Source organism: Sphingomonas aurea (assembly GCF_030678875.1).
In the GTDB taxonomy this organism is placed as follows: Bacteria; Pseudomonadota; Alphaproteobacteria; order Sphingomonadales; family Sphingomonadaceae; genus Sphingomonas; species Sphingomonas aurea.
Map to the genome: position 1 here is coordinate 140915 of NZ_JAUUDS010000004.1, position 21269 is coordinate 162183.

Sequence of the window (21269 nt, forward strand, 5' to 3'; positions counted from 1 at the left end):
CACTTGCGAAAGGGGCGCGCTATCCCAGCAGCAGCCGCGTGCCGAGCGCCGCTGCCAATGCGGGGATCATGGTGACGCTGCCCACCTTCAGGAACCGCCAGAACCCGACATCCTCGCCCTCGCGCCGGATCGCCTGCAGCCACAGGATCGTCGCCAGGCTGCCGGTGATCGACAGGTTGGGGCCCAAGTCGACGCCGATCAGCAGCGCGTCGACGATCAGCCGCGGCGGCTGCGCCTGGGCAACGGCGGTGCTGGCGACCAGCCCGGCCGGCAGGTTGTTCATCAGGTTCGACGCGAAGGCCAGGATCGTACCCGCCGCCGCTGCGCCCTGTACCGGCTCGGCCGCCGCGCGGGCCAGCGCGTCGGCGACGTGGCGGATCACGCCGGTGCGGTCCAGCGCCTCGACCAGCACGAACAGCCCGGCGACCAGCGGCAGCACGCTCCACGACACACCCCGCGCCAAAGTCACCGGCGAGCGGCGCGCCATCGCGCACACGCCCAGCGTCGTGACCAGCCCGGCGATGCAGGTCGGCAAGCCGAGCGGCTGGTCATAGGCGGACATCACGATCAGCAGCACCGCCGTCGCGACGATCCCCGCAAATGCCGCCTTGCCCCCGGTCGACAACGGCGCTCGGGTGACGTCGCACGCGCATGTCCCCGTCAGCCGCGCCCGCTCTACCCAGCGCAGCGCCAGAAAGGTGACGCCGATCGCCGCCACCGAAGGCAGCGCGAACGAGCCGAACCACGCACCCAGCGGCGGCATCTTGCCGCCATAGAGGACGAGGTTGGCGGGATTGGAGATCGGCAGCACAAAGCTGGCCGCATTGGCGATCAGCGCGCAGGCGAACAGCAGCGGCAGCGGATCGGCCTTCGCCTTCCGCGCGGCGGCGTAGACGGCGGGGGTCAGCACCACCGCGGTCGCGTCGTTGGACAGGAAGGTCGTCGTGACGATACCCGTCGCATAGACCAGCGCGAACAGCCGCCGGGTCGAGCCGCCGGCATGGTTCGCCGCGGTCGCGGCCACCCAGTCGAACAGCCCTTCCTCGCGCGCGGTTTCACTCAGCAGCATCATGCCGATCAGGAACAGGTAGACGTCGGTGCCCTTGCCGATCGCGGTCAGCGCGGCCGACACGGGCATCAGCCCCAGCACCAGCAGCAGCACGGCCCCTGCCACCGCCCACAGCGCCTCCGGCCAGCGGAACGGACGCGCGATCACGCCCGCCGTCGCGGCGGCACAGATCCCCCATGTGACCCCGGTCGCCAGGATCACCAGCCACAGCCATTCTTGTTGGGACCAAGCTGCGTGCCGAGGATCCGCCGCGACGGCCACGCGCCGATCGCGTGCACCGCATTGCCGGGCGCAACGGGTCGAACACGCTTCGGCCGATCCTTGCCGAAGCCGCGCACCAGCACGTCGATCGTGTCGCTCGCCGCCCCGCTGCGCACGGTCAGCGCGTGCAGCCCTGGCTCGCCCACGACAATGGTCGTGTGCCAGGTGGCGGCCATGTCCTCCACCCGCCTCATCGGCCAGCGCTCGCCGCCGACCTCGGCCACCGGCGCCTCCTCGACCGGGCCGAGCAGCCGCGCCACCACGTCGACCGCACCGGGCGCGGGAACATGGCGGGGATCGTGGATACGGGTGGCGAGCCGCATATCGGCAGGCGACAGGATCTGGACGTGCGGCCAGCCGGGCGCGCCTTGACCGATCGGGCGAAATGTCCAGCTCGGCACGCGGTCATGAACGCTGACGATCGCATAGCCGGCCTCTCCGCCATCCTCCTCGATCTGCGCGGTCGACCGGGTGGCGCCATAGACGGTGCGACCGTCGTTCAGCAATTCATTGTAGTGGGTATGGCCGGTGTCGACGAACGCGACCCCGGCATCGGCGAACAGGGTCGCCAGCGCCTCGCCGCCAGCGCTCAGGTCGGACGGATAGGCATGCATGAACACCAGCGGCGTGACGCCCGCGTCGTCTGCCTCCGCCAGCGCTGCCTCGATCCGGCGGCGCTGGCCGGCGCCGATGCGGAAATCGGGACCACCGGTGCCGGCGCTGACCATGTCGAGAAACAGGCAGCGATGCCCCGCGATCACCCGGTCGAACGGGCGCATCGCCTCCGGCAGGCCGGCGCGATAGGCGGCGAGCGTACCGTCCTCGAAATCGTGATCGCCCGGAATGGCGAAGACCGGCAGCGCCAGCGGCGCCAGCGCAGCACGGATACGGCGATACTGCTCCGCCGTCGCGTGATTGGCGTTGTCGCCGGGCAGGTAGACGAAGTCGATGCCCTCCCTGACCGCAGCGAGATCGTCGACGATCCGCTCCAGTCGCGCGATCCCCTGCCAATCGTCCGCTTCGTCGGCATGGAGGTCGCCGATATGGACCCAGCTGATCGTGCCGCTCATGCCGGCTGCTCCTCATGCGTTCCGGCGCAGGCAGGCCGCAGCGTCCCTGCGAAACCGACCCACAACGCCACGCTGGCGATCGCGAAGCTGCCGAGCACGTAGAAGGCGGTCTGATAGCCCAGCACCTGTGCCAGCCACCCGCCGATCGCCGGGCTGAGCGAGGCGCCGACGCCCTGCACCGTCATCACCGCCCCCTGCCCCACATTCACCCGCCCCGTACCGTTCAGCAGGCAGGCGACCAGCCCCGGCACCGCGACGCTCTGCAAGCCGGCGCCGATGCCGTCGAGCGCCTGCACCGGCCACACGCCCCAATGCTCGATGAAGGTGCCCGCCAGGAAACCCCGCAGCGGCAGCGCCGCGAACGAGATCAGCAGCACCAGCCAATACCCCTTTCCTGCCGCCATCCGCATCGCGACCAGCGCGGCCAGGATCATCACCGCCTGGGCGACCACCACGGTCGTCGCGGTGAACAGCGCCGCATTGCCCTTCCCCGCGCCGACCACCGCCAGTCCATAGAGCGGCAGCATCGCGCCATTGCCAAGGTGGAAACAGGCAAGCGAAGCGGCCAGGATCAGCATCGGCCGGTTCTGGACCAGTGCCCTGAACCCTTCCGCCTTGCCGCCCTCCGCCTTGTCGTCCTGCCCCTTCTCCAATCCACGCGCCGCCTGATGGTCGATCGCGCGCTCCGGAATCAGCAGCACGCAGGTGATCGCCAGCACCCCGAACACTGCGGCGAGATAGAAGATCGCCGGCATCCCGAACCGCCAGCCGAGCCACCCCGAAAGGCCGGCACCGATCATGTTGCCGGCATGGTTCCACGCCTGGTTGCGGCCGTTCTGGGCATTGAACCCCCGCTGACGGACGATGCCCAGCGTCATGCCGGTCACCGCCGGGCCGATCGCGGCGCCGGCGATCGCGGTCGCGACCTGGCTGACCGTCACCACCCATCCCGACTGCGACAGGAGGATCAGGAACGAGGCCATGACCGTGCAGATGCCGGTCACGACGACCACCAGCCGCTTCTTCTCGGTGTGGTCGATGAAGGCGCCGGCCGGCACCGTCATCATCATGCCGGCAACTCCGCCGGCGGTCATCACCGTACCGATCGGGCCGGATGTCCAGCCGCGCTGTTGCAGGAACACGCCCAGGAACGGGCCGATGCCGGCCTGCATGTCGGCCATGAAGAAGTTCAGGGCCTGCAACGCGGTTGTCGCGCGCCGCTTGTCCGCATCGGTGCGCGGCAGCGAACCCGGTATCGCCTGCGTGACCATGAACGACGTCCTGTTGTTGCGCGCTGCTGAACAAGAGGAAATCGATTTCGCCCCAATGCCGCGCGGGGACGGGGTGGTATTTGACGACGCAGGCGCGGCATCGCCGTGTATTCACACCATTATTTCACCGGATGAAATTTTCGTCATCGCCAAGTACGACGACAAGGCAGGTACGGCTCACAGATATTTGAGCCACCAGATGTCCCTGCGCCGCGACTTCAGGCGAGAGAACCAGCGGGTCGGGAAATATAGTGGCACGAGCAGGATCAGATAGCAGATCCAGACCGAAGCGAAGCTGTCGAAGCCGTACATCGTGCCCTGGTTTGGCCCGACCACCGCCAACGCGATCAGGTACGTCACCCGCAGGACATAGAGGTGGAGCAGATAGAAGAACATCGGCGCACCACCCAGTACCGACAGCCAGTGCGAGATGCGGCCGCCCTCCAGCCGCTCGAACTGGGCCAGCAGGATCAGCCCCAGCCCCAGCGTGGGCAGAAGATAGAGCAATGAGGGCGGATATTTGGTCAGCGCCAGAAAGCTCATGACCGTGCGCAGTCCGTCGTCCGGCACCACGAACCACGGTCTGTCGCCGTAACCGTTCAGCGCGCGCAACACGATGAAGCCGATGACCATTGCGCTGCCCAGCAGCATCAGCCGCTGTCGCCGCGCCTCGCCTTCCAGCGCGAACCATGGCCCCAGCGCATGGCCCAGCGCAATGACGCCGATCCACGGCAGCACCGGATAGGTGGTCTTGACCGTCAAGCCGGCAAATTCGAACACGGCGCGCTGGTGCACCATCGCCCATGGCGCGAAGCCTGTGTCACCGGGCGCCAGTACGATGCCGTCGAGCAGGTTGTGCCCCGCGACGATCGCGATACCGATCGTCAGGACGGCGGGGCGCGGCAGGTGAATCAGCCCGGCCAGCGCCACCATGCTGATCCCGATCGCCCAAATGACCTGCAGCCACAGCGTCTGCGGCGGGAACTGCGCCGACCAGGCGAAGCCGACGAACGTCACCTCCAGCACCATCAGGAACAGGCCCCGCTTCAGCAGGAATGCGCTCACCTCTGCCCTGCTGTGCCTGCGGCCGTACAGCCAGGCGGACAGCCCGGTCAGCCCGACGAAGACGGGCGCACAGATCATGCTGGTCAGCCGCGAGAAGAACAGCGCCGGCATCACCGTCCGCGCGTCGACCGGGTCTGCGACCTGCATGTGTACGAAGAACGTCTCGCGCACATGATCCAGCAGCATGATGACCATCACCAGACCGCGCAGCGCGTCGATGCTCGACAGGCGCGCGCCTGCGACGGCGCGGGCGACGGCCGGCTCCGCTATCGATGTCGCTCGGGGTTCGCCGCTCGCCAGGCTGGCCATGTCACTTCCTCAAAATACTACGGCGCGCTTTAGAACGGCGGCCGCGCGACCGCGAGTTTCCAAACCGGCTCTCAGAACCAGAACCGCACCCCCGCCACCACGCTCGTGCCCGAAGCGCGCTCGTCCAGCGCGCGGGCGAAGCGGGCGGCATCGCCGAAGCGGCGCTCGGCGTGGATACCGATATAGGGCGCGAACTCACGCCGGATCTCGTAGCGCAGCCGCACGCCGACCTCCGCCTGCGACAGGCCGGCACCGACCGCCAGCGCCGGAATGTCCTGCGCCGCCAGCGTCACCTCGATCGCGGGTTGCAGGATCAGCCGCTGGGTGATGCGCTGGTCGTAGCTCGCCTCCAGCCGCGCCTGCACCTCGCCCCGCGTCGACACGAACGCCTGCGCGCTGACGTCGAACCAATAGGGGGCGAGTCCGTCGATGCCGAATACCGCGTGGGTCCGATCGGCCCCGTCGCGAAAATCCTGTCGCACCCCGGTTTCCAGGTTGAACCACGGCCCGATCGCGTGGCGATAGAGCGCCTGCACCTCCGCCTCCTCCAGCGGACCGCCGATCTCGCCTTCGCCCTCGGTCGCGATGGCGAAACGGTCGATATCGCCGCCGATCCAGCCCTCGCCTTCCCAGGCATAACCGTCGCGGCCGCGCACCGCGCGATATTCCAGCCGGTCGAGCATCAGCTGCGAATAGCGGCCGCCGCCATGCTCGCGGATCATCCCCGCCCGCGCCTGCGCCATCGCGTCGGGATCCCAGACGGTGTCGGCGGCATGGTCGCGCGGGATCGGCGGCGGCGTGCCCTGCGGGATCGCCTGATCCGCAGGGGCGTCGGCCGCCGCCTGCTCCGCCGGCGCATGGTGCATGTGCGCGTGATCCTGCGTCGTCGCAGCCAGCATCATGAGCGCCGCGAGGTTCATGCCCCCGTGCCCTCTTCGTGGCGGACGGTCACCACCCGCATCATCCCGGCGTGCATGTGCATCAGCATGTGGCAGTGGAATGCCCAGTCGCCCAGTGCGTCGGCGGTCAGGTCGAACGCCACCTTGCCGCCGGGCAGCACGTTCACCGTATGCTTGCGCGGATCATGCGCGCCGGCACCGGTGACCAGCTCGAAGAAGTGACCGTGCAGGTGGATCGGGTGCGGCATCATCGTGTCGTTGATAAGTGTAACGCGGACCCGCTCGCCGTGGCGAAAGGCGATCGGCTGCGCCCCGTCCGACAGTTTAATCCCATCGAACGACCACATATACCGTTCCATGTTGGCGGTCAGATGGATGTCGAGCGAACGTGTCGGCGTTCGGGCGTCGGGATTGGGCGTCAGCGACCGCAGCTCGGCATAGGTCAGGACGCGGTGGTCGACCTCCTCCAGCCCGGTCGGCCGGTCGGCGGTGCGGTCGGCGGGCATGGGTGACAGGGTAGCGACGCCCGGCCCCATCTTCACCTGCGGCGCGACCGCGGGATCGAGCATCTTCATCGAGTGGCCGCCGCTGGAGGCCGGCTGCGACAGGTCGATGACCCCGTTCCGCCCCATATCCATGCCGCCCATGTCCGTGCCCATATCGCGCATCGTCAGCAGCGGTCGCTGGCGTAGCGCGGGGATGTCCGCCGCCATCCCCGCACGCGGCGCCAGCGTGGCGCGGACCAGCCCGGACCGGTCGATCGCCTCCGCCACCAGAGCATAGGCGCGCGGCTCGGCTGGACGGACGACGACGTCATAGGTTTCGGCGATGCCGATCTGGAACTCGTCGGTTTCGACCGGCTGGACGTGCTGGCCGTCGCACTGCACCACTGTCATCGCCAGCCCGGGCAGGCGGACGTTGAAATTGGTCATCGCAGAGGCGTTGACGATGCGCAGCCGCACCCGCTCGCCCGGTGCGAACAGCCCCGTCCAGTTCTCCGCCGTGCCATGGCCGTTGACGAGGTAGCTATAGGTGCTGCCGGTCACGTCCGACACGTCGGTCGGGTCCATCCGCATTTGCCCCCAGTCGATCCGCTCCTTCAGCGGCTGGCCCCTGCCCGCGAGCAGCCCGGCAAGCGTCTGGCGCTGCATGTTGAAATAGCCGCCCTCCTGCTTCAGCCGCTTCATCTGGAGATGCGGGTGGAGCGGGCTCCAGTCCGACAGGACGACGACATATTCGCGCTCTGCCGCGACCGGGTCGGTGCCGGCGGGATCGATCACGATCGGGCCATAGAGCCCCATCGCCTCCTGCATCCCCGAGTGGCTGTGATACCAGTAGGTGCCCGACTGGCGGACCGGGAAGTCGTAGACGAAGGTCTCGCCCGGCCGGATGCCCGGGAAGCTGATGCCGGGCACGCCGTCCATCTGGAACGGCACGATCAGCCCGTGCCAGTGGATCGAGCTGTCCTCCTTCAGGGTGTTGGTCACCGCCAGCCTGACCCGCTGGCCCTCGCGCAGCCGGATCAGCGGCGCGGGCAGCGTACCGTTGACCGTGACCGCGTGGGCGGAGCGCCCACCGGTCGAGAAGTGGGACGTTCCGATAGTCAGGGCGATCGACTCGCCGCTCAGCACGCCGGGGCTGGCGGCCAGACCCATGTGACCGCTCTGCGCCCAGGCGGGCAGCGTGCGGGCCAAGGCCAGCGCGCCGGCGCCGCGGATCAGGGTACGGCGATCGATCGGGGTCGTCATCGGCATGATGCGGGCTATATGCGCATCATGCCGGCCCGTCGAAAGGTGCCACACGCCGCCCGCGATTTCGCGATCGGCCAACGGAGTAAGCGTATGATCCGCCGCCTGCCGATGTTCGCGCTTTTCGCGCTCACCGTCCTGCCGTTCGCCGCAAACGCGCAGCCGCGCGTTGTCACTGCCGTTCCTGCGGCTGACGCGACCGTCGCGAAACCGACCCGGATCGCGCTGACCTTCGCCGAACCCGTCGCGCCTGAAGCTGCCATCGAGCTGGTGATGACATCTATGCCCGGCATGGCCGATCACGCGCCGATGCCGATCAGGGGTTTCCGCACCGCCCTGTCCCCCGATCGCCGGACGCTGACGGCCACCCTGCCCCGCGCGCTGCCCGCCGGTCGCTACGACCTCAGCTGGCGTGCGAGCGATGCCGACGGCAAGGCGACCACCGGCCGCTACGCGTTCACCGTCAGGTAGAAGCCCGCGTCACGGCCCGATCGCGCGCCGCCGTGATCGATGCACCGCCGGTCAGCGCGCGCAGGCCATAGCGTACCACCACGCCGATATGGTCGGACAGCATCGTGCCGTCGCGATCGCGACCGAACGGCGTCAGCTCGATCGGCCGGACCGCATAGAAAGCGGAGGGGCGATAGAGTAGCCAGTCCTTGCGCCGCTGCAGCGAGGCACGCAGGTCGTTCAGGCCCGCCGCCGCCACCCGCACGCCATTGGCCGCCGCGATGCCGAGCCGTCCGCTCGCTGCCACGAACCGGGTGCGGAAATCGGCGTTGCGGCGGGGGTCCTGCCCCACGTTGAAGTCGCCCGCGGTCAGCATCACCGTATCGGGTCGCGCCAGCGACTGCTCGAACCCGGCGAGCTGCTCCAGCTGCCGGCGATAGGCATAGCGATGCCGCGCCCGCGGCACGCCAGAGGCGCAGGCGGAGTTCAGATGCGTGTCGATCACCGTCACCGGCCCCGCCCCCGGCACCGCGATCAGGGCCGCCAGCGCCCCCTTGTTGGCGAGGCAGTCATAGCCCGCACACACCGAATAGGCCATGCGCCGCACCGCCAGGATCGGATTGTCAGAGAAGATCACCAACCCGCTATCCACACGCTTGCCCAACCGCTCCCCCGCGAAAATGCTGCCATCGTCCATGAACCGGCGGTCACTCGCGGTCTGCGCGGGCGGCGACTGGTCGCGCGCCGGCCCCACCGCCATGTAGCGATAGCCGGCCGCCTGCCCGATCGCCTTGGCATCGTCGCCGAACGCCTCCTGCAGGGCAACCACCGCCGGCTGGCGCCCGGCCCGACGGAGGGCACGCAGCTGCGCTGCGATGGCCGCCATCGCCTCCGGGCGGCCCGAGGCGAGCGGCCAGGGCAGGCCGTCGACATTGTAGGTCATGACCGACAAGCCCGCGGGCGTCGCGGCGGCCGGCATTGCCACCGTCGTCGCGGCCATTGCCACCAGCCCTGCCCCGATCCACCGTCCGATCATCATCATAGCTCCTAGACGGGCCAAGGACGCCGCCGATGGTCCGGACCCACACCGGTCGTCGGCAGGTGCGGGTCCGGACCATCGGCGACGTCTTGGCAGGGAGAGCCGGTTCCATCGGGGACGACCGGCAACACCGGGGGAGGCGTGTGGAAGTTCATGATGATCGCAGCCGCCCTCGTGCCGTCGCTCTCGCCCGTCCCACCGGGCGAGCGGCGCGTGCCGCCGGTCGCACGCTGATGGCATCGACCTGCGCCCGGCTTCGCACTATGGGGGCGGCGCCAGTCCCGCAGTCCCGCGGGTCGACCATGGCGGAGGTTCGCTTGATCGACGCGCACCCGCTCGCGCAGGCCTTTCTGGCTCATCGTGCCGTCCTACTGCGCTATCTCCAGGCGCGTGGCGCGCGCGACGAGGCCGAGGATCTGCTCCAAGATCTGTGGCTGAAGCTCGGCGAAGGTGCCGATGCGACCATCGCCGACCACCGCGCCTATCTGTTCCGCATGGCGCACAACCTGATGCTCGACCGCGTCCGCTCCGCCCAGCGCCGCCGGCATCGCGAGGACGAATATGGCGGCGACCGCGGCACAGTGGACGAGGCGCCGGCCGGCATCGCGCCGCTGATCGCGCGCGAGCGGCTGGACCAGGTCGAGCGGGTGCTGACCGGCCTCGGCGAGCGGACCGACCGGATCTTCCGCATGCACCGGATGGAGGAACTGCCCCAGCGTAGTATCGCGGAACGATTGGACATTTCGCTCAGCGCGGTCGAGAAGCATCTCCAGAAAGCCTATCGGGCGCTCGCCGCGTACCGCCTGGGCGAGCAGAGTGGGGAACCGGCGATCAGGACCATCCATGCCGACCGCTGACGCCCTCTCGCCGCTGGACGCCGACGCGCTCGACTGGGTGCGGCGCGTCCACGATCCCGAATTTGCCGACTGGGACGCGCATCTGGCGTGGCTGGAGGAGGATGCGGCTCATGCCGACGCATTCGACCGGATGCAGCTGCTGGTCGACGCGGCGACGGCGGACCTTGCTCCTTCGCCCGCGCCGGAGCCGGTCTTCGCTAACGACAACGCACCCGACCCGCAGCGCGGCTGGACGCGGCGCTGGTGGCTGGGCGGTGGCGTGGCGGTCGCGGCGACGGCGCTTGCGGTCCTCACCACGACGCTGGGCGGTGGACCGGTCGAACAGATCGTCCAGACCGCCAGCGGTGAGCAGCGCACCGTCGCCCTTGCCGACGGGACGACGATCGCGATGAACGGCGGCACCAGCATCCGCTTCGCCGGCCCCGCCGCGCGCGAGGTCGCGGTCGAGCGCGGCGAGGCGTTCTTCACCGTCCATCACGATACCGACCATCCCTTCGTCGTCCGGATCGGCGACGATGCGGTCCGCGACATCGGCACCGCCTTCAACGTCGCCCGGTCCAACACCGACCTGCGCGTCGCGGTGCGCGAGGGGGAGGTGGTGTACGACGCAGGCCGGTCGCAGGTGCGGCTGCCGGCCGGACGCCGGCTGACCGCGTACAAGGGCACTGCCGCCGTGTCGTCGGTCGATCCGGCGGCGGTCGGCGGCTGGCGCAGCGGGCGGCTGGTGTACCGCGACGCCACCCTGGCGGAGGTCGCGGCGGACCTGTCGCGCGCGATTGGGGAGCCGGTCGTCGCCTCGCCCGACAGCGACCTGACGCGGTTCACCGGGGTAATCCTGGTCAAGGGCGATCGCCGCCGGATGTTCGACCGCGTCGAGGCGGTGACCGGCGCACGCGCGACGCACGATGCCACGGGCTGGCGACTGGCCGTGCCGGCGCGGTGAGGCTTGCCGGGGCGGTAATTCTGGCGATGGTGGCAACGCCGTGCGCGGCAAAGCCTGCCCGCATCAGCATTCCCGCCGGTCCGCTGCACGAGGCGATCGTGCAGTTCGGCATCCAGGCGGGGGTGACGGTCGGCCTGTCGGATCAGACGCTCGCCGGCATTCGCGTGCGCGGCGTGGGCGGGCGACTGAAGCCGGCCGACGCGCTGAAACGCATGCTGCGCGGCAGCGCCGCCACCTTCGTACAGGGTGACCCGACCACCTTCCGCATCGTCCGCCGCGTTGCAAGTGGCGGCGCTGCGCAGGCGGACCTTGTCGTTCCGGGCGCGATCGAGAGCAACGCCGACATCGTCGTGCGCGCGACCAAGCGCGAGGTCTCGCTGGCCGACTATGCCGGCAGCATCGCGGTGGCGGACACCGCGACGCTACGTCCTAACCAGCTCGCCCGCGGGTCCGATGCGCTGGTCGAGCTGCTGCCGATCCTGTCCTCCACCCACCTCGGTCCGGGCCGCAACAAGCTGTTCATCCGCGGCATCGCTGATTCCAGCTTCAGCGGGCCGACCCAGGCGACGGTCGGCCAGTATCTGGGCGACGTCCGCCTGAACTACAGTGCGCCCGACCCGAACCTGGCGCTGTACGATGTTGCCTCGGTCGAGATCCTCGAGGGGCCGCAGGGCACGCTCTATGGCGCGGGATCGCTCGGTGGCATCTTTCGCCTCGTTCCCAATCCCCCCTCAATGACCGTGGCGTCGCAGTCGATCCAGGGCGGGGTCGCGACGACGCGCCATGGTGCCGCCAGCGCCGACATCGCCGCGGTCGCCGACCTGCCGATCGTCCAAGGTCGCCTCGGGATCAGGGCGGTCGGCTATCTGAACGGCGAAGGCGGCTATATCGACGATCCGCAACGCCGCCTGTCGAACGTCAACGACACGCTGACCCGCGGCGGCCGCGTCACGGTGCGGTTCCGGCCCACGGACAGCTGGACGATCGACGTCGGCGGTGTGGTGCAGGACATCGCCAGCCGTGACGGCCAATATGCCGAGCGGGGACTCGGGCCGCTTCGGCACGCCAGCGCCATCGCCCAGCCCTTCGACAACGACTATGCGCTCGCCAGCCTGACCGTGCAGCACGACACCGGCGCGTCGACGCTGACCTCCGTATCGTCAGCGGTGTCGCACGACCGGGTGACGACGTTCGACGCCTCGGCCGGCGGCGGTCCGCGGGTCTATCACGAGGCGGAGCGGATCATGCTGCTCAGCAACGAGACGCGGCTGGCACGGCGGACCAGCAATGGCGGCTGGCTGATCGGGCTGGAAGTGTTGCAGAGCGACGACCGCTCGTCGCGCACGCTCGGCGTACCGGGCGAACCGCCAGACCTGGCCGGCACCCGCAACGTGGTGAGCGAGGGGTCGATCTTCGGCGAGTTCACCCGTTCGCTGACCGATGCCCTGTCGATCACCGGCGGCGCACGCTTCGTGTTCAGCCGGCTGGTCGCCCAGGCGCGCGCCGACCCGATCGACGAGGATCGGGAACCGGGCCGTCACTCGGCATCGGTGCTGCCGTCGATCGGGTTGCTGTGGAGCCCGCATCCCTGGCTGTCGATCTTCACCCGCTATCAGGAAGGCTCGCGGCCGGGCGGGTTGACCGCCGGCGACGTTACCGCGCGGTTCAAGTCGGACACGGTATCTTCGGTCGAGGCCGGCGTGCGGCTGGGCACGCCGGCCGACACATTCTCGGGCAACGCCACCGTGTCGCGAGTTCGATGGAAGGACATCCAGGCCGATCTGGTCGGCACCACCGGGCTGCCGTTCATCGCCAATGTCGGCTCGGGCTATGTCGTCGGGTTCGAGGCGCAGGGCGCCTGGCGCCTGTCACGCGACCTGGTGCTTGACGGTGCCGCCTTCCTGAACAGCAGCGGACTGGAGAGGCCGGCGAGCGGCTTCGGCGACAATCGCGGCGATTCGCTGCCCAATGTCGCGGCGATGAATTTTCGCGGCGGCTTCCGGGCGAACCTGCCGGTGGGGCGCAGGAGCGTCGAGCTGTCGGGCTCGATCCGCTATGTCGGCCGCTCGCGCCTGGGTGTCGGCGAGCTGCTCGACCTTGGTCAGGGCCGCTATGTCGACACCGCGCTCGGCGCGTCGGTGCCGGTCGGCAGGATCGCCCTCTCGCTCGACGCCACCAACCTGTTCGACGAGCGGGGTAACACCTTCGCGCTCGGCAATCCCTTTACGGTAACCGACCGGCGTCAGATCACTCCGCTGCGCCCGCGGACGATCCGGCTGGGCGCCCGCGTGGCGTTCTGACCAGCAGGGTCAGCGCGCTGTCCGGCAGGGCGATGGCGGTCCCGCCGAACGCCCGCGCCAGCGCCGCGTCGAGCGTCGCGTCGCCCGCCGTCGCCGGTCCCTCCCCGCCGATCAATACCGCCTCTGCCTGCACCCGTCGCCCGCGCGCGATCAGGTGCAAGGCGCGCTCCCGTGCCGGGGGCAGCAGGCCGGCGCTGCGATAGTAAAAGGGTCCGGTCGCGAACCGGGCGTCGGGCAGGCGTCCGGTCGCGGCCAGAAACTGGGGAGAGAGCGTCGCAACGGGGCCGGTCACCCCGGCGGCATCCATCGCCCGCCGCGCCGCATCCGCCTGTCGCATCGCCGGCAGCAGGTGGAGCGCCCCCGGCGTCAGCGTCGTCGCCACGCCCGCACCGATGCCGAGCATGGCGAAGAATGCCATCGTGCGCCGCGTACCCCCGCCCGGCGGCCGCTGCCAGATGATCGCGAGGCGGATGAACAGCGGCGGCAGCACGGGAAGCAGATACTGCCGCCAGGTGGGCGACGGCAGCAGCGCCGCGACGATCGCGCCGAGCAACAGCATGTCGAGCGCGTTCGGCCGCCGCCGCCGCCACGCGTCGCGCGCCACGATCGCCACCGCCGGCAGCGCCGCGCCGAGCGCCAGGAACTTCAGCGTGTCGACCAGCTTGGCGGCGAGCGACATCTTCCACGGCCGGTCGGCATAGAATTGCGCGGGCGCGTGGGCGGGAAAGTCGAGCGTGCCGAACATGAACCCGGCCGGCGACAGCCACCACGTCCAGGCGACGAACACCGCCACGGGCAGCGCACCCGCGAGCAGCAGGATCGGCCGCTCGCGCCGGTCGGCCAGCGCATAGACGCCCAGCATTCCCGCCGGCACGGCGTAGGAGATCTTGGCCGCTGCCGCGAGCGCGAGCAGCGCGCCGGTCGCCACCGCCCGCCAGCCCTGCCGCTCGCGTCCAGCCACCAGCGCCGTCGCGATCGCAAAACAGGCGACCGGCAGCGCGTCGTTGCGAGCCACCGCGACCGAGAAGAGCAGGATGTCGCAACTCGCGAACAAGGCCGCCACCGTGACCGCGACCCGCGCGTCCGCTCCCGCCGCGCGGGCGCCCCGCAGGACCGCTGCCACCGCCGTCACGCCGAGCAGCGCGTTGACGATGCGCAAGCCCGGCCAGGTCCACAGCCCTGCGACCCAGACGACCGGCGCGAACAGGAAGGGCTGCAGCGGCGTCTGCAGATAGGCGTAATCGCGATACGGCAGCCGCCCCGCCGCGGTCAGCATGGCGGCCGCGACATACTGGCTCTCGTCGTGATCGACCGGCCGCAACAGGGTGAGCGCGACGAAGCCGATGGCGACGCTCGCCAGCAGCAGCGTCGCACCGCCAATGCGCGCCCGTGTCACCGATGCAGCGGACCGAAGGAGATCAGGCCGGTGCGATAGTTCATCACCACCGTCGTCGGCGTCGGCGAGGAGCCGATCGTCACCATCGCCGCCGCCGACTTCGGCTTGCCATAGCCCAGTTTCGGATTGCTGCCGAAGCCGATGCCGTCGCGCAGCAGGCTGAAGCCGCGCTTGCCGGTACGCGCGTGGATCACCGCCAGCGAGTAGGTGCCGGGCGCCGGCGCGCGGATGCACAGCCGCACCGGATCGGCCGGGATCGGCTCCACGATCGTCCGGCGGAACGTCTTGCCGGCCGAGACGAGGACATTGTCATCCTCCAGAAAGTCCTTGTCGTTCGCCGGATAGAGTTCCCCGCGCAGCAGCCCGGCGCGATCCTTCAGCCCCTCTACCGTCACGATCAGTTCCGGCCCGTGCTCGCCTGCATGGCACTGCGCCTCGGCCACGCCCAGCCGCGGGGTGGAGGGAATCGTCGCCTGGGCAGCGGCCGCGAGCAGCAGGGCGATCACCGCGCCCGCTCCGTCGCGAGTTCATACGCGGCCAGCACCACGCCCAGCAGCAGGTGGGTCGCCAGCCAGATCGCCGCGATCATCGTCATCACCGCGGTCACGCCCGACGCGTTGCCGACGGTGAACGCGACGAGCCCGGCAAAAACGATGTCCTTGTTCGGCAGCAGCGGCAGGCGCGAGACGAGCAGCCGCAGCGTCGCCAGTGCCAGCCACCAGGTCAGGGGGGCAGAGGGCAGCACGCTCGCCCACAGCAGCGCCGCCGCCACCGTCGTCGCGACGATGCGGACGAAATGGATGACGGCGATGCGGATCAGTTCGGGTTGGCGCAGGGTGAACAGCCGCTTGCGCAGCAGGAAGGCGGTGACCGACGGGATCGTCATGCACGCCGCCGACACCGCCACCAGCCGCGTGTCGAAGCCGAACGGCGTGCCCGCGAACAGCCGCCACGTCGCCATTGCCAGCACCAGGGTACACAGGTTGGCGACCAGTGCAGACAGGATCGCAACGTCCTTGATTGCCCCGAACGGCGCGCCGACCATCGTCGCATGCCGCCGCGCCCAGCCATAGAAGTACAGCTCGCCGGAGTACCCCAGCACGATCTCGTTGCTGATCCGCTTGCGCAGGAGCGCGACGAAGCCGCGCGCGGGCAGCTGCCACAGCCGGCGGAAGATGATCCACTCGCTGGCGGGGGTGATGAGATAGCCGCCGACGAACAGCAGCCAGAACCCGGCGGAGCGCGGCACCATGCGTACCAGCTGCGCGAAATCGACCGATCGCAGCTGCCACAGCGCGGCGAGCAGGATCGCGATCGAAATCGCCGGCGACAGCCAGCGGGTCAGCACCCCCTTGTTGAGGGCGACGGGGACGAGCGGCACGGCCGTCGTCGACGGGGGTTGCGACCCGTCATTGGCGATGAAGCGGGGAATCACGAGTACGCGTGCTCCTGGCAGGGGATCGCGCGCGCGCGCTCACGCGCTGCACGGCGGAAGATGGGCAGGTAGGCGGAGGCAGCGGCATCGACCGCGTGCTCGCGCGCGAAGGCAAGCTGGGCGACCGGGTCGCAGGTGTCGGGGGTCAGATGCGCGATGGCATCGGCCAGCGCATCGACATCACGCGGCGACACCAGCACCCCGCGCCGCTCGGCCAGCATGCCGGCCATGCTGGCGCAGCAGTCGGTCGCGACGACCGGCAGGCCCGCCGCCATCGCCTCCAGCACCACCGCCGGCACGCCCTCATAGTCGGACGAGAGCAGCAACGCGTCGGCGCGGAGCAACCAGCCCGACACGTCCTCCGCATGACCCGCCAGCATCGCCCGGCCGGACAGTCCCAGCGTCTCGATCAGCGCCGCCAGCCGGTTCCGCTCGCGCCCAGCGCCGACGATCACCAGCCGGTCGTCTCTGCGCCGGCCGCGCGCGAAGGCGCGGAGCAACAGCGGCAGGTTCTTCTGCGGTTCCAGCCGGCCGATCGCGACCAGCATCCGCCCGCCCTTGGTACGGACCGACCGCGGGCCGGCGAGCCGGTCGAGCGCCGCGGCGTCGAATAGCGGGCTGGGGATCGTAGCCACCCGCCCGGACGACACGCCGAGCGCGCGCTGCGCCTCGCGCGTCATCGCCGGCGTCATGCCGACAAAGCCGTCGATCGCCCGGCCCTGCATCCGGCTCCACAGGTCGTGCAGCCGCCGGACGGGCGCCGGCAGGTCGCTGCGCGCCAGGCTGTTGCTGATCTTCGAAACCACCGGCGGGCAGCGCCGTCCGAGCAGCAGTTTCAGCACCACTGCGATGATCGAGTAGGTGTTGCCGGCGCAGAACAGCACGTCAGGCCGCTCGCGCAGTATCACCCGCGGCAGCCAGGCGAGCATCCACAGCGTCTCCCACAGCCGCGGAGATACGGCCGGCCGAGGCGCGATGACCATGTCGAGATCGCCCGCGCCGCCCCGCCAACCATCGTCGCGGCCAAGGGCGACCGTCACCCGCGCACTGGCGCCCCAGGCCCGGCAGAGGCGCAGCGCCGTCCGCTCGACCCCGCCAAGCTCCACCGCGTGCAGGTAGCAGAGAATGTGCAAAGGCCGCTCTCCGGCCTGGCTGCTGCGCGGCATCATGCGGACAGGACGCCGCCGTAACCACCGACCCGCACTGCGGAAAAACTTTCTTTCGAGCGGCTGGTGCGGGATGCGACCGGCCGTAGCGTCGTTGATGCGTAGCCCTACGGAGTGACATGACGATGACGAAGGCGCCGCAGCGGCGGCTGGTGGTATCGATCCACGACGTGTCGCCGACGTTCGAACAGCCGGTCGACCGGCTCGTCGACCTGATCCACCCGATCCTGGGTGGACAGAAATTCGCCATGCTGGTGGTGCCCGATCACTGGGGCGCAGCGCCGCTGCACCGCGCGCCGGCCTTTGCGCGGCGGCTGCGCGACTGGGCGGACGCGGGGGTGGAGATGTTCCTGCACGGCTGGTTCCACCGCGACGACAGCGAGCATCGCTCGGCCATAACCGCGCTCCGCGCCCGCACGATGACCGCGCGCGAGGGCGAGTTCCTGGGGCTGGACGCGAGCGAGGCGGAGCGGCGGATGCGCGAGGGGCGCGACATGGTGCAGGACGCGATCGGCCGGCCGGTCGCCGGCTTCATCGCCCCCGCCTGGCTCTATGGCGCCGGCGCGCATGCGGCGCTCCGCGCACTCGATTTCCCGCTGGCCGAGGATCACATGCGGGTGTGGCAGCCGCGCAGCGGGGCGGTGCTGGCGCGCGGCCCAGTCGTTACCTGGGCCAGTCGCACACGGGCGCGGACCGCCAGCTCGCTGGCGGTAGCCGCGGCGGCGCGGGTCCTGCCGCCGGTGCTGCCGACGATGCGCGTCGCGGTCCATCCGGGCGATGTCACCAAGCCGTCGCTGATCCGCAGTATAGACCGGACGCTGCGCACCCTGGTGCGCCATCGCACACCGGCACGCTATACCGATCTGCTGGGAGCTGCAGCGTGAAGATCGTCGATGTCTGCGCCTTCTACACCCCGCGCGGCGGCGGGGTGCGTACCTATATCGACCAGAAACTGGTCGCCGGCGCCCGCGCCGGTCACGAGATCGTGGTGATCGCCCCCGGCGAGCGAGACGGCATCGAGCGGCGCGGCGACGGCGCGTCGATCCGCTGGCTGCGTGCGCCGCGCTTCCCGCTCGACGGCAATTACCGCTTCTTCTCCGACCGCGCGGCGCTGCACGCGGCGCTGGATCAGGAAAAGCCCGACATCCTGGAGGTATCGTCGCCGTGGCGCAGCGCGTCGATGGTCGCCGACTGGCGGGGACGGGCGCGGCGTTCGCTGATCGCGCACGCCGATCCGCTGTCCGCCTATGCCTATCGCTGGTTCGGCCCGGTCGCGTCGCACCGGACGATCGACCGCGCGTTTGACTGGTACTGGCGCCACCTGCGCCGGCTCGACCAGCGGTTCGACCATGTCGTCAGCGCCAGCGAGAGCCTCAGTCGCCGCCTGCGCGAAGGCGGCCTTGCCAAGGTATCGACCAACCCGATGGGGATCGAACCCGGCCGCTTCACCCCGAACCGCCGCGATCCGGCGCTGCGTCGACAGATGCTGGCACTGTGCGGCCTGCCCGAGGACGCGCTGCTGCTGATCGGTGTCGGACGCCATGCGCCGGAGAAACGGTGGGAAATGGTGGTCGATGCGGTGGCGATGGCCAGCGCCGCCGCGCCGCTCGGCCTGGTCCTGATCGGCGGCGGCGATCCCCGCCGGGCGCTGCGCGCCGCGGTCGGCGGCAACCCGCATGTCCGGCTGGTCGAGCCGGTCCGCGACCGTGATGCGCTCGCCCGCACCATGGCGAGCGCCGACGCGCTGATCCATGGCTGCGAGGCCGAGACCTATTGCTTCGTTGTCGCCGAGGCGATCGCATCGGGCCTGCCCGTCATCGCCCCGGACGAGGGGGGCGCCGGCGATCTCGCCCGCGCGGGCGGCGGACGGGTCTACCGCGCCGGCAGCGCGCCGGACGCGGCGGCGGCGATCCGCGACGTCGCCGATGGATGGGCGCGGCCGATCGGCGCGGCGCCACGCACGATGGAGGATCACTTCGCCGACCTTTTCACCCTTTATGCCGAGGGACACAGGAGCCGTCATGCCGCATGAGGCCGCCCTGCTGCGCGAGATGCCGGTCGCCGTCGAGGCGCCCCCGCCACCCCTGCCGCTCGCGCGGCGCCCGGCCCGATCCGCCTGGGCGATGCCGAGCTTCTATCTGGTGCCGCTGCTCTGCGCCTGCCTGTTCGTCGCGGTGTGGCTCGTCCGGCTCGCCATCGCTCTCCACGGCAGGATGCGCGCGCACCGCTGATCCGGGAGCCGATCAGCTGCGACGGATACGCGCGCGGGCGAGCCGACGGTCCTCCAGCGAGTAATAGAGCCAGACGGCCCCCCGATCGACCACCACCGATGCGGCAAAGGCGATGTCGGTCGCGGTACGGTCGTCCACCGGCGGCGGCGTGACCAACGGCTCGATCCCGCGCGCCACCACGGTGCGGCAGTCGCGATCGAACGCGATCCAGCCGATCCGCCAGCGCGCATCGCGGGTCGCCCCGTTGTAGAACATCACCGGCATGTCGGGATCGTCGGTCAGCAGCGGCCCGGTCGACAGGTGCCAGTCGTCCCAGCTCGCCTCGCGCGGCATGAAGGGGGTCGGCTGCTCTTCCCACGGCCCGACCTCGCCCTGCCCGATCGCGAGACCGACGCGCGACGCCTCGTCGGCGGCATATTCGTAGAACAGCCGCCAGCGACCGTCGACCGTCCGTTCGACCGTCGCCTCCTTGGTATTCCCCTCCGACTTGGACGAGGCAAGGACGACGCCGCTCTTTTCCAGCCGGTCGATCGAGGGACCGGCGGCATAGGACAGTTCGCCGTGCGCCCGGTCGGCGCGCACGCCGGTGTAATAGACGACATAGCTGCCGTCGTCGTGGCGCAGCACGGTCGGATCCTCGACCCCGCCGGCGTCGTGCTCGCCCGGCCCGGCCGCAATCGAGGGTGCGTCGAGCATGACGAAGTGGCGTCCGTCGTCGCTCCACCCGCCCCAGATCACCCCGGTGTCCGCCGGGTCACCGCCGGCCTGGCCGCCCGGTCGCGGCACCGCGCGGACGAGCAGGCCGAAGCGCCCGTCCGGCTCCTGCCAGACATAGGGGCTCATCAGGTCGCGCTCCATGATCCCGGGCGGCCCCGCCAGCGTGACACCCTCGATCGCCTGGACGTTGAAGTCGAGCGTCAGGGTCGCGCTCTCCACCTTGTCCTTGACGCCGGTGTCGGCGATGTCGTCGCTCATGCGCCCAGCGCCTGCATCAGCGACAGGCCGCCGTCGATCACCAGCCGCGCACCGGTGATGTAGCGCGCCTTGTCGGAGGCGAGGAACACCGCCAGGTCGGCGACCTCGGACGCCTCGCCGGCGCGGCCGATCGGGATATTCTTCTCCAGCGCGGCGCGATAGACGGCGTCCTCCTGCGCACGCTGGTTCATCGGTGTCAGGATCATGCCCGGCTCGATCGCGTTGACGCGGATGCCGCGCGGGGCCTCCTCGATCGCCAGCGTCTCGACCAGGTTGGTCAGCCCGCCTTTCGCCGCGCAATAGTCCGCCCCGCCGGCGCGCACCGCATAGGCGTGGATCGACGAGATGTGGACGATCACCGCAGCGCCGCTGTCCGCGCCGCCGCCCCCGCCCCGCCCGGTCACGAACCGGCGCGAGGTCAGGAACGCGCCGGTCAGGTCGGTGCCAATCGTCCGCTGCCAGGTGTCCAGCGTCATCGACCGGATCGGCGTACCGCTCATGTTCACGCCGGCCGAGTTGACCAGAATGTCGGCTGGCCCCCAGGCGGCCTCCACCGCGTCGAACGCCGCTGCGACCGAGGCTTCCTCGTCGACATGCGCCTGCACGGTCATCGCCTCGCCGCCCGCCTTGCGCACCGTGTCGGCGCTCGCCTCGGCCGCGGCCATGTCGGCATAGTAGCAGACGGCGACCCGGTCGCCCTCAGCCCCGAACGCCGCGGCGCAGGCGGCGCCGATACCCGACTCCGCCCCCGTCACCATCACGACCCGTCTCGTCATGTCCCCTCC

Annotated in this window: 20 protein-coding genes; 7 read left to right on the forward strand and 13 right to left on the reverse strand. The window is 70.3% G+C overall.

Annotation, left to right across the window (positions count from 1 at the left end; translation table 11 throughout):
• Positions 1 to 19: 19 nt before the first annotated feature.
• The 6 genes from Q5H91_RS10160 to Q5H91_RS10185 all read right to left on the reverse strand — a co-directional run bounded on the left by Q5H91_RS10160 (position 20) and on the right by Q5H91_RS10185 (position 7692).
• Positions 20 to 1270 carry an arsenic transporter gene (locus tag Q5H91_RS10160; protein WP_305173284.1) on the reverse strand — a complete coding sequence of 417 codons (1251 nt, stop codon included), beginning with the start codon at positions 1268 to 1270 and terminating at the stop codon, positions 20 to 22.
• The gene (locus Q5H91_RS10165) at positions 1267 to 2400 is read right to left on the reverse strand and encodes a metallophosphoesterase family protein (RefSeq protein WP_305173285.1); all 1134 of its coding nucleotides are present in this window, start codon (positions 2398 to 2400) and stop codon (positions 1267 to 1269) included. The genes Q5H91_RS10160 and Q5H91_RS10165 overlap by 4 nt, the downstream gene beginning before the upstream one ends.
• Positions 2397 to 3671, reverse strand: coding sequence for an MFS transporter (locus Q5H91_RS10170; protein WP_305173286.1), 1275 nt, complete (start codon positions 3669 to 3671; stop codon positions 2397 to 2399). The genes Q5H91_RS10165 and Q5H91_RS10170 overlap by 4 nt, the downstream gene beginning before the upstream one ends.
• A gap of 177 nt (positions 3672 to 3848) precedes the next feature.
• The gene (locus Q5H91_RS10175) at positions 3849 to 5045 is read right to left on the reverse strand and encodes an acetyltransferase domain-containing protein (RefSeq protein WP_305173287.1); all 1197 of its coding nucleotides are present in this window, start codon (positions 5043 to 5045) and stop codon (positions 3849 to 3851) included.
• Positions 5046 to 5116: 71 nt separating this feature from the next.
• Positions 5117 to 5965, reverse strand: coding sequence for a copper resistance protein B (locus tag Q5H91_RS10180; RefSeq protein WP_305173288.1), 849 nt, complete (start codon positions 5963 to 5965; stop codon positions 5117 to 5119).
• Positions 5962 to 7692, reverse strand: a complete 1731-nt coding sequence (locus Q5H91_RS10185; protein WP_305173368.1) for a copper resistance system multicopper oxidase — start codon at positions 7690 to 7692, stop codon at positions 5962 to 5964. Before Q5H91_RS10185 ends, Q5H91_RS10180 begins: the two co-directional genes overlap by 4 nt.
• A gap of 93 nt (positions 7693 to 7785) precedes the next feature.
• Here Q5H91_RS10185 and Q5H91_RS10190 point away from each other — a divergent pair, with 93 nt between their 5' ends.
• Positions 7786 to 8163 (forward strand): copper resistance protein CopC, encoded by a 378-nt coding sequence (locus Q5H91_RS10190; protein ID WP_305173289.1) that lies wholly within the window; start codon positions 7786 to 7788, stop codon positions 8161 to 8163.
• On the opposite strand, the gene Q5H91_RS10195 is transcribed toward Q5H91_RS10190, so the two are convergent.
• Positions 8156 to 9181 (reverse strand): endonuclease/exonuclease/phosphatase family protein, encoded by a 1026-nt coding sequence (locus Q5H91_RS10195; protein ID WP_305173290.1) that lies wholly within the window; start codon positions 9179 to 9181, stop codon positions 8156 to 8158. The genes Q5H91_RS10190 and Q5H91_RS10195 overlap by 8 nt on opposite strands.
• Before the next feature lie 317 nt (positions 9182 to 9498).
• Here Q5H91_RS10195 and Q5H91_RS10200 point away from each other — a divergent pair, with 317 nt between their 5' ends.
• The 3 genes from Q5H91_RS10200 to Q5H91_RS10210 are packed head-to-tail and all read left to right on the forward strand — an operon-like array spanning position 9499 to position 13281.
• Complete coding sequence (locus tag Q5H91_RS10200; RefSeq protein ID WP_305173291.1) at positions 9499 to 10038, forward strand: RNA polymerase sigma factor; 540 nt, start codon at positions 9499 to 9501, stop codon at positions 10036 to 10038.
• Positions 10025 to 10981 (forward strand): FecR family protein, encoded by a 957-nt coding sequence (locus tag Q5H91_RS10205; protein ID WP_305173292.1) that lies wholly within the window; start codon positions 10025 to 10027, stop codon positions 10979 to 10981. Before Q5H91_RS10200 ends, Q5H91_RS10205 begins: the two co-directional genes overlap by 14 nt.
• 26 nt (positions 10982 to 11007) lie before the next feature.
• Positions 11008 to 13281, forward strand: a complete 2274-nt coding sequence (locus Q5H91_RS10210; protein ID WP_305173293.1) for a TonB-dependent receptor — start codon at positions 11008 to 11010, stop codon at positions 13279 to 13281.
• Here Q5H91_RS10210 and Q5H91_RS10215 read toward each other — a convergent pair.
• From Q5H91_RS10215 to Q5H91_RS10230, 4 genes are read right to left on the reverse strand one after another with little or no spacing between them, the layout of a single operon-like run.
• The gene (locus Q5H91_RS10215; protein WP_305173294.1) at positions 13229 to 14677 is read right to left on the reverse strand and encodes a glycosyltransferase 87 family protein; all 1449 of its coding nucleotides are present in this window, start codon (positions 14675 to 14677) and stop codon (positions 13229 to 13231) included. The two genes, Q5H91_RS10210 and Q5H91_RS10215, sit on opposite strands and share 53 nt — an antisense overlap.
• Positions 14674 to 15183: a DUF2141 domain-containing protein gene (locus Q5H91_RS10220; protein WP_305173295.1), complete on the reverse strand. Its 510-nt coding sequence runs from the start codon at positions 15181 to 15183 to the stop codon at positions 14674 to 14676. The genes Q5H91_RS10215 and Q5H91_RS10220 overlap by 4 nt, the downstream gene beginning before the upstream one ends.
• The gene (locus tag Q5H91_RS10225; RefSeq protein ID WP_305173296.1) at positions 15180 to 16112 is read right to left on the reverse strand and encodes a hypothetical protein; all 933 of its coding nucleotides are present in this window, start codon (positions 16110 to 16112) and stop codon (positions 15180 to 15182) included. Before Q5H91_RS10225 ends, Q5H91_RS10220 begins: the two co-directional genes overlap by 4 nt.
• The gene (locus Q5H91_RS10230) at positions 16109 to 17281 is read right to left on the reverse strand and encodes a glycosyltransferase (RefSeq protein WP_305173297.1); all 1173 of its coding nucleotides are present in this window, start codon (positions 17279 to 17281) and stop codon (positions 16109 to 16111) included. The genes Q5H91_RS10225 and Q5H91_RS10230 overlap by 4 nt, the downstream gene beginning before the upstream one ends.
• 116 nt (positions 17282 to 17397) lie before the next feature.
• Here Q5H91_RS10230 and Q5H91_RS10235 point away from each other — a divergent pair, with 116 nt between their 5' ends.
• Genes Q5H91_RS10235 through Q5H91_RS10245 form a run of 3 tightly spaced genes read left to right on the forward strand, consistent with a single transcriptional unit; the run spans position 17398 to position 19509 of the window.
• Positions 17398 to 18162: a DUF2334 domain-containing protein gene (locus tag Q5H91_RS10235; RefSeq protein ID WP_305173298.1), complete on the forward strand. Its 765-nt coding sequence runs from the start codon at positions 17398 to 17400 to the stop codon at positions 18160 to 18162.
• Positions 18159 to 19310 carry a glycosyltransferase gene (locus Q5H91_RS10240; RefSeq protein WP_305173299.1) on the forward strand — a complete coding sequence of 384 codons (1152 nt, stop codon included), beginning with the start codon at positions 18159 to 18161 and terminating at the stop codon, positions 19308 to 19310. Before Q5H91_RS10235 ends, Q5H91_RS10240 begins: the two co-directional genes overlap by 4 nt.
• Positions 19300 to 19509, forward strand: coding sequence for a hypothetical protein (locus Q5H91_RS10245; protein WP_305173300.1), 210 nt, complete (start codon positions 19300 to 19302; stop codon positions 19507 to 19509). Before Q5H91_RS10240 ends, Q5H91_RS10245 begins: the two co-directional genes overlap by 11 nt.
• A gap of 12 nt (positions 19510 to 19521) precedes the next feature.
• On the opposite strand, the gene Q5H91_RS10250 is transcribed toward Q5H91_RS10245, so the two are convergent.
• Both Q5H91_RS10250 and Q5H91_RS10255 read right to left on the reverse strand, forming a co-directional pair.
• Positions 19522 to 20484, reverse strand: a complete 963-nt coding sequence (locus Q5H91_RS10250; RefSeq protein WP_305173301.1) for a glycoside hydrolase family protein — start codon at positions 20482 to 20484, stop codon at positions 19522 to 19524.
• The gene (locus Q5H91_RS10255; RefSeq protein ID WP_305173302.1) at positions 20481 to 21260 is read right to left on the reverse strand and encodes an SDR family oxidoreductase; all 780 of its coding nucleotides are present in this window, start codon (positions 21258 to 21260) and stop codon (positions 20481 to 20483) included. Before Q5H91_RS10255 ends, Q5H91_RS10250 begins: the two co-directional genes overlap by 4 nt.
• Between the last annotated feature and the right edge of the window lie 9 nt (positions 21261 to 21269).

What these genes read in the sequence shown, in the direction of transcription:
- Q5H91_RS10165 (WP_305173285.1), bottom strand. Translation starts at nt 2,400, where the DNA reads ATGAGCGGCACGATCAGCTGGGTCCATATCGGCGACCTCCATGCCGAC.
- Q5H91_RS10170 (WP_305173286.1), bottom strand. Translation starts at nt 3,671, where the DNA reads ATGGTCACGCAGGCGATACCGGGTTCGCTGCCGCGCACCGATGCGGAC.
- Q5H91_RS10175 (WP_305173287.1), bottom strand. Translation starts at nt 5,045, where the DNA reads ATGGCCAGCCTGGCGAGCGGCGAACCCCGAGCGACATCGATAGCGGAG.
- Q5H91_RS10180 (WP_305173288.1), bottom strand. Translation starts at nt 5,965, where the DNA reads ATGAACCTCGCGGCGCTCATGATGCTGGCTGCGACGACGCAGGATCAC.
- Q5H91_RS10185 (WP_305173368.1), bottom strand. Translation starts at nt 7,692, where the DNA reads ATGACGACCCCGATCGATCGCCGTACCCTGATCCGCGGCGCCGGCGCG.
- Q5H91_RS10190 (WP_305173289.1), top strand. Translation starts at nt 7,786, where the DNA reads ATGATCCGCCGCCTGCCGATGTTCGCGCTTTTCGCGCTCACCGTCCTG.
- Q5H91_RS10195 (WP_305173290.1), bottom strand. Translation starts at nt 9,181, where the DNA reads ATGATGATCGGACGGTGGATCGGGGCAGGGCTGGTGGCAATGGCCGCG.
- Q5H91_RS10205 (WP_305173292.1), top strand. Translation starts at nt 10,025, where the DNA reads ATGCCGACCGCTGACGCCCTCTCGCCGCTGGACGCCGACGCGCTCGAC.
- Q5H91_RS10210 (WP_305173293.1), top strand. Translation starts at nt 11,008, where the DNA reads ATGGTGGCAACGCCGTGCGCGGCAAAGCCTGCCCGCATCAGCATTCCC.
- Q5H91_RS10230 (WP_305173297.1), bottom strand. Translation starts at nt 17,281, where the DNA reads ATGATGCCGCGCAGCAGCCAGGCCGGAGAGCGGCCTTTGCACATTCTC.
- Q5H91_RS10235 (WP_305173298.1), top strand. Translation starts at nt 17,398, where the DNA reads ATGACGATGACGAAGGCGCCGCAGCGGCGGCTGGTGGTATCGATCCAC.
- Q5H91_RS10245 (WP_305173300.1), top strand. Translation starts at nt 19,300, where the DNA reads ATGCCGCATGAGGCCGCCCTGCTGCGCGAGATGCCGGTCGCCGTCGAG.
- Q5H91_RS10250 (WP_305173301.1), bottom strand. Translation starts at nt 20,484, where the DNA reads ATGAGCGACGACATCGCCGACACCGGCGTCAAGGACAAGGTGGAGAGC.
- Q5H91_RS10255 (WP_305173302.1), bottom strand. Translation starts at nt 21,260, where the DNA reads ATGACGAGACGGGTCGTGATGGTGACGGGGGCGGAGTCGGGTATCGGC.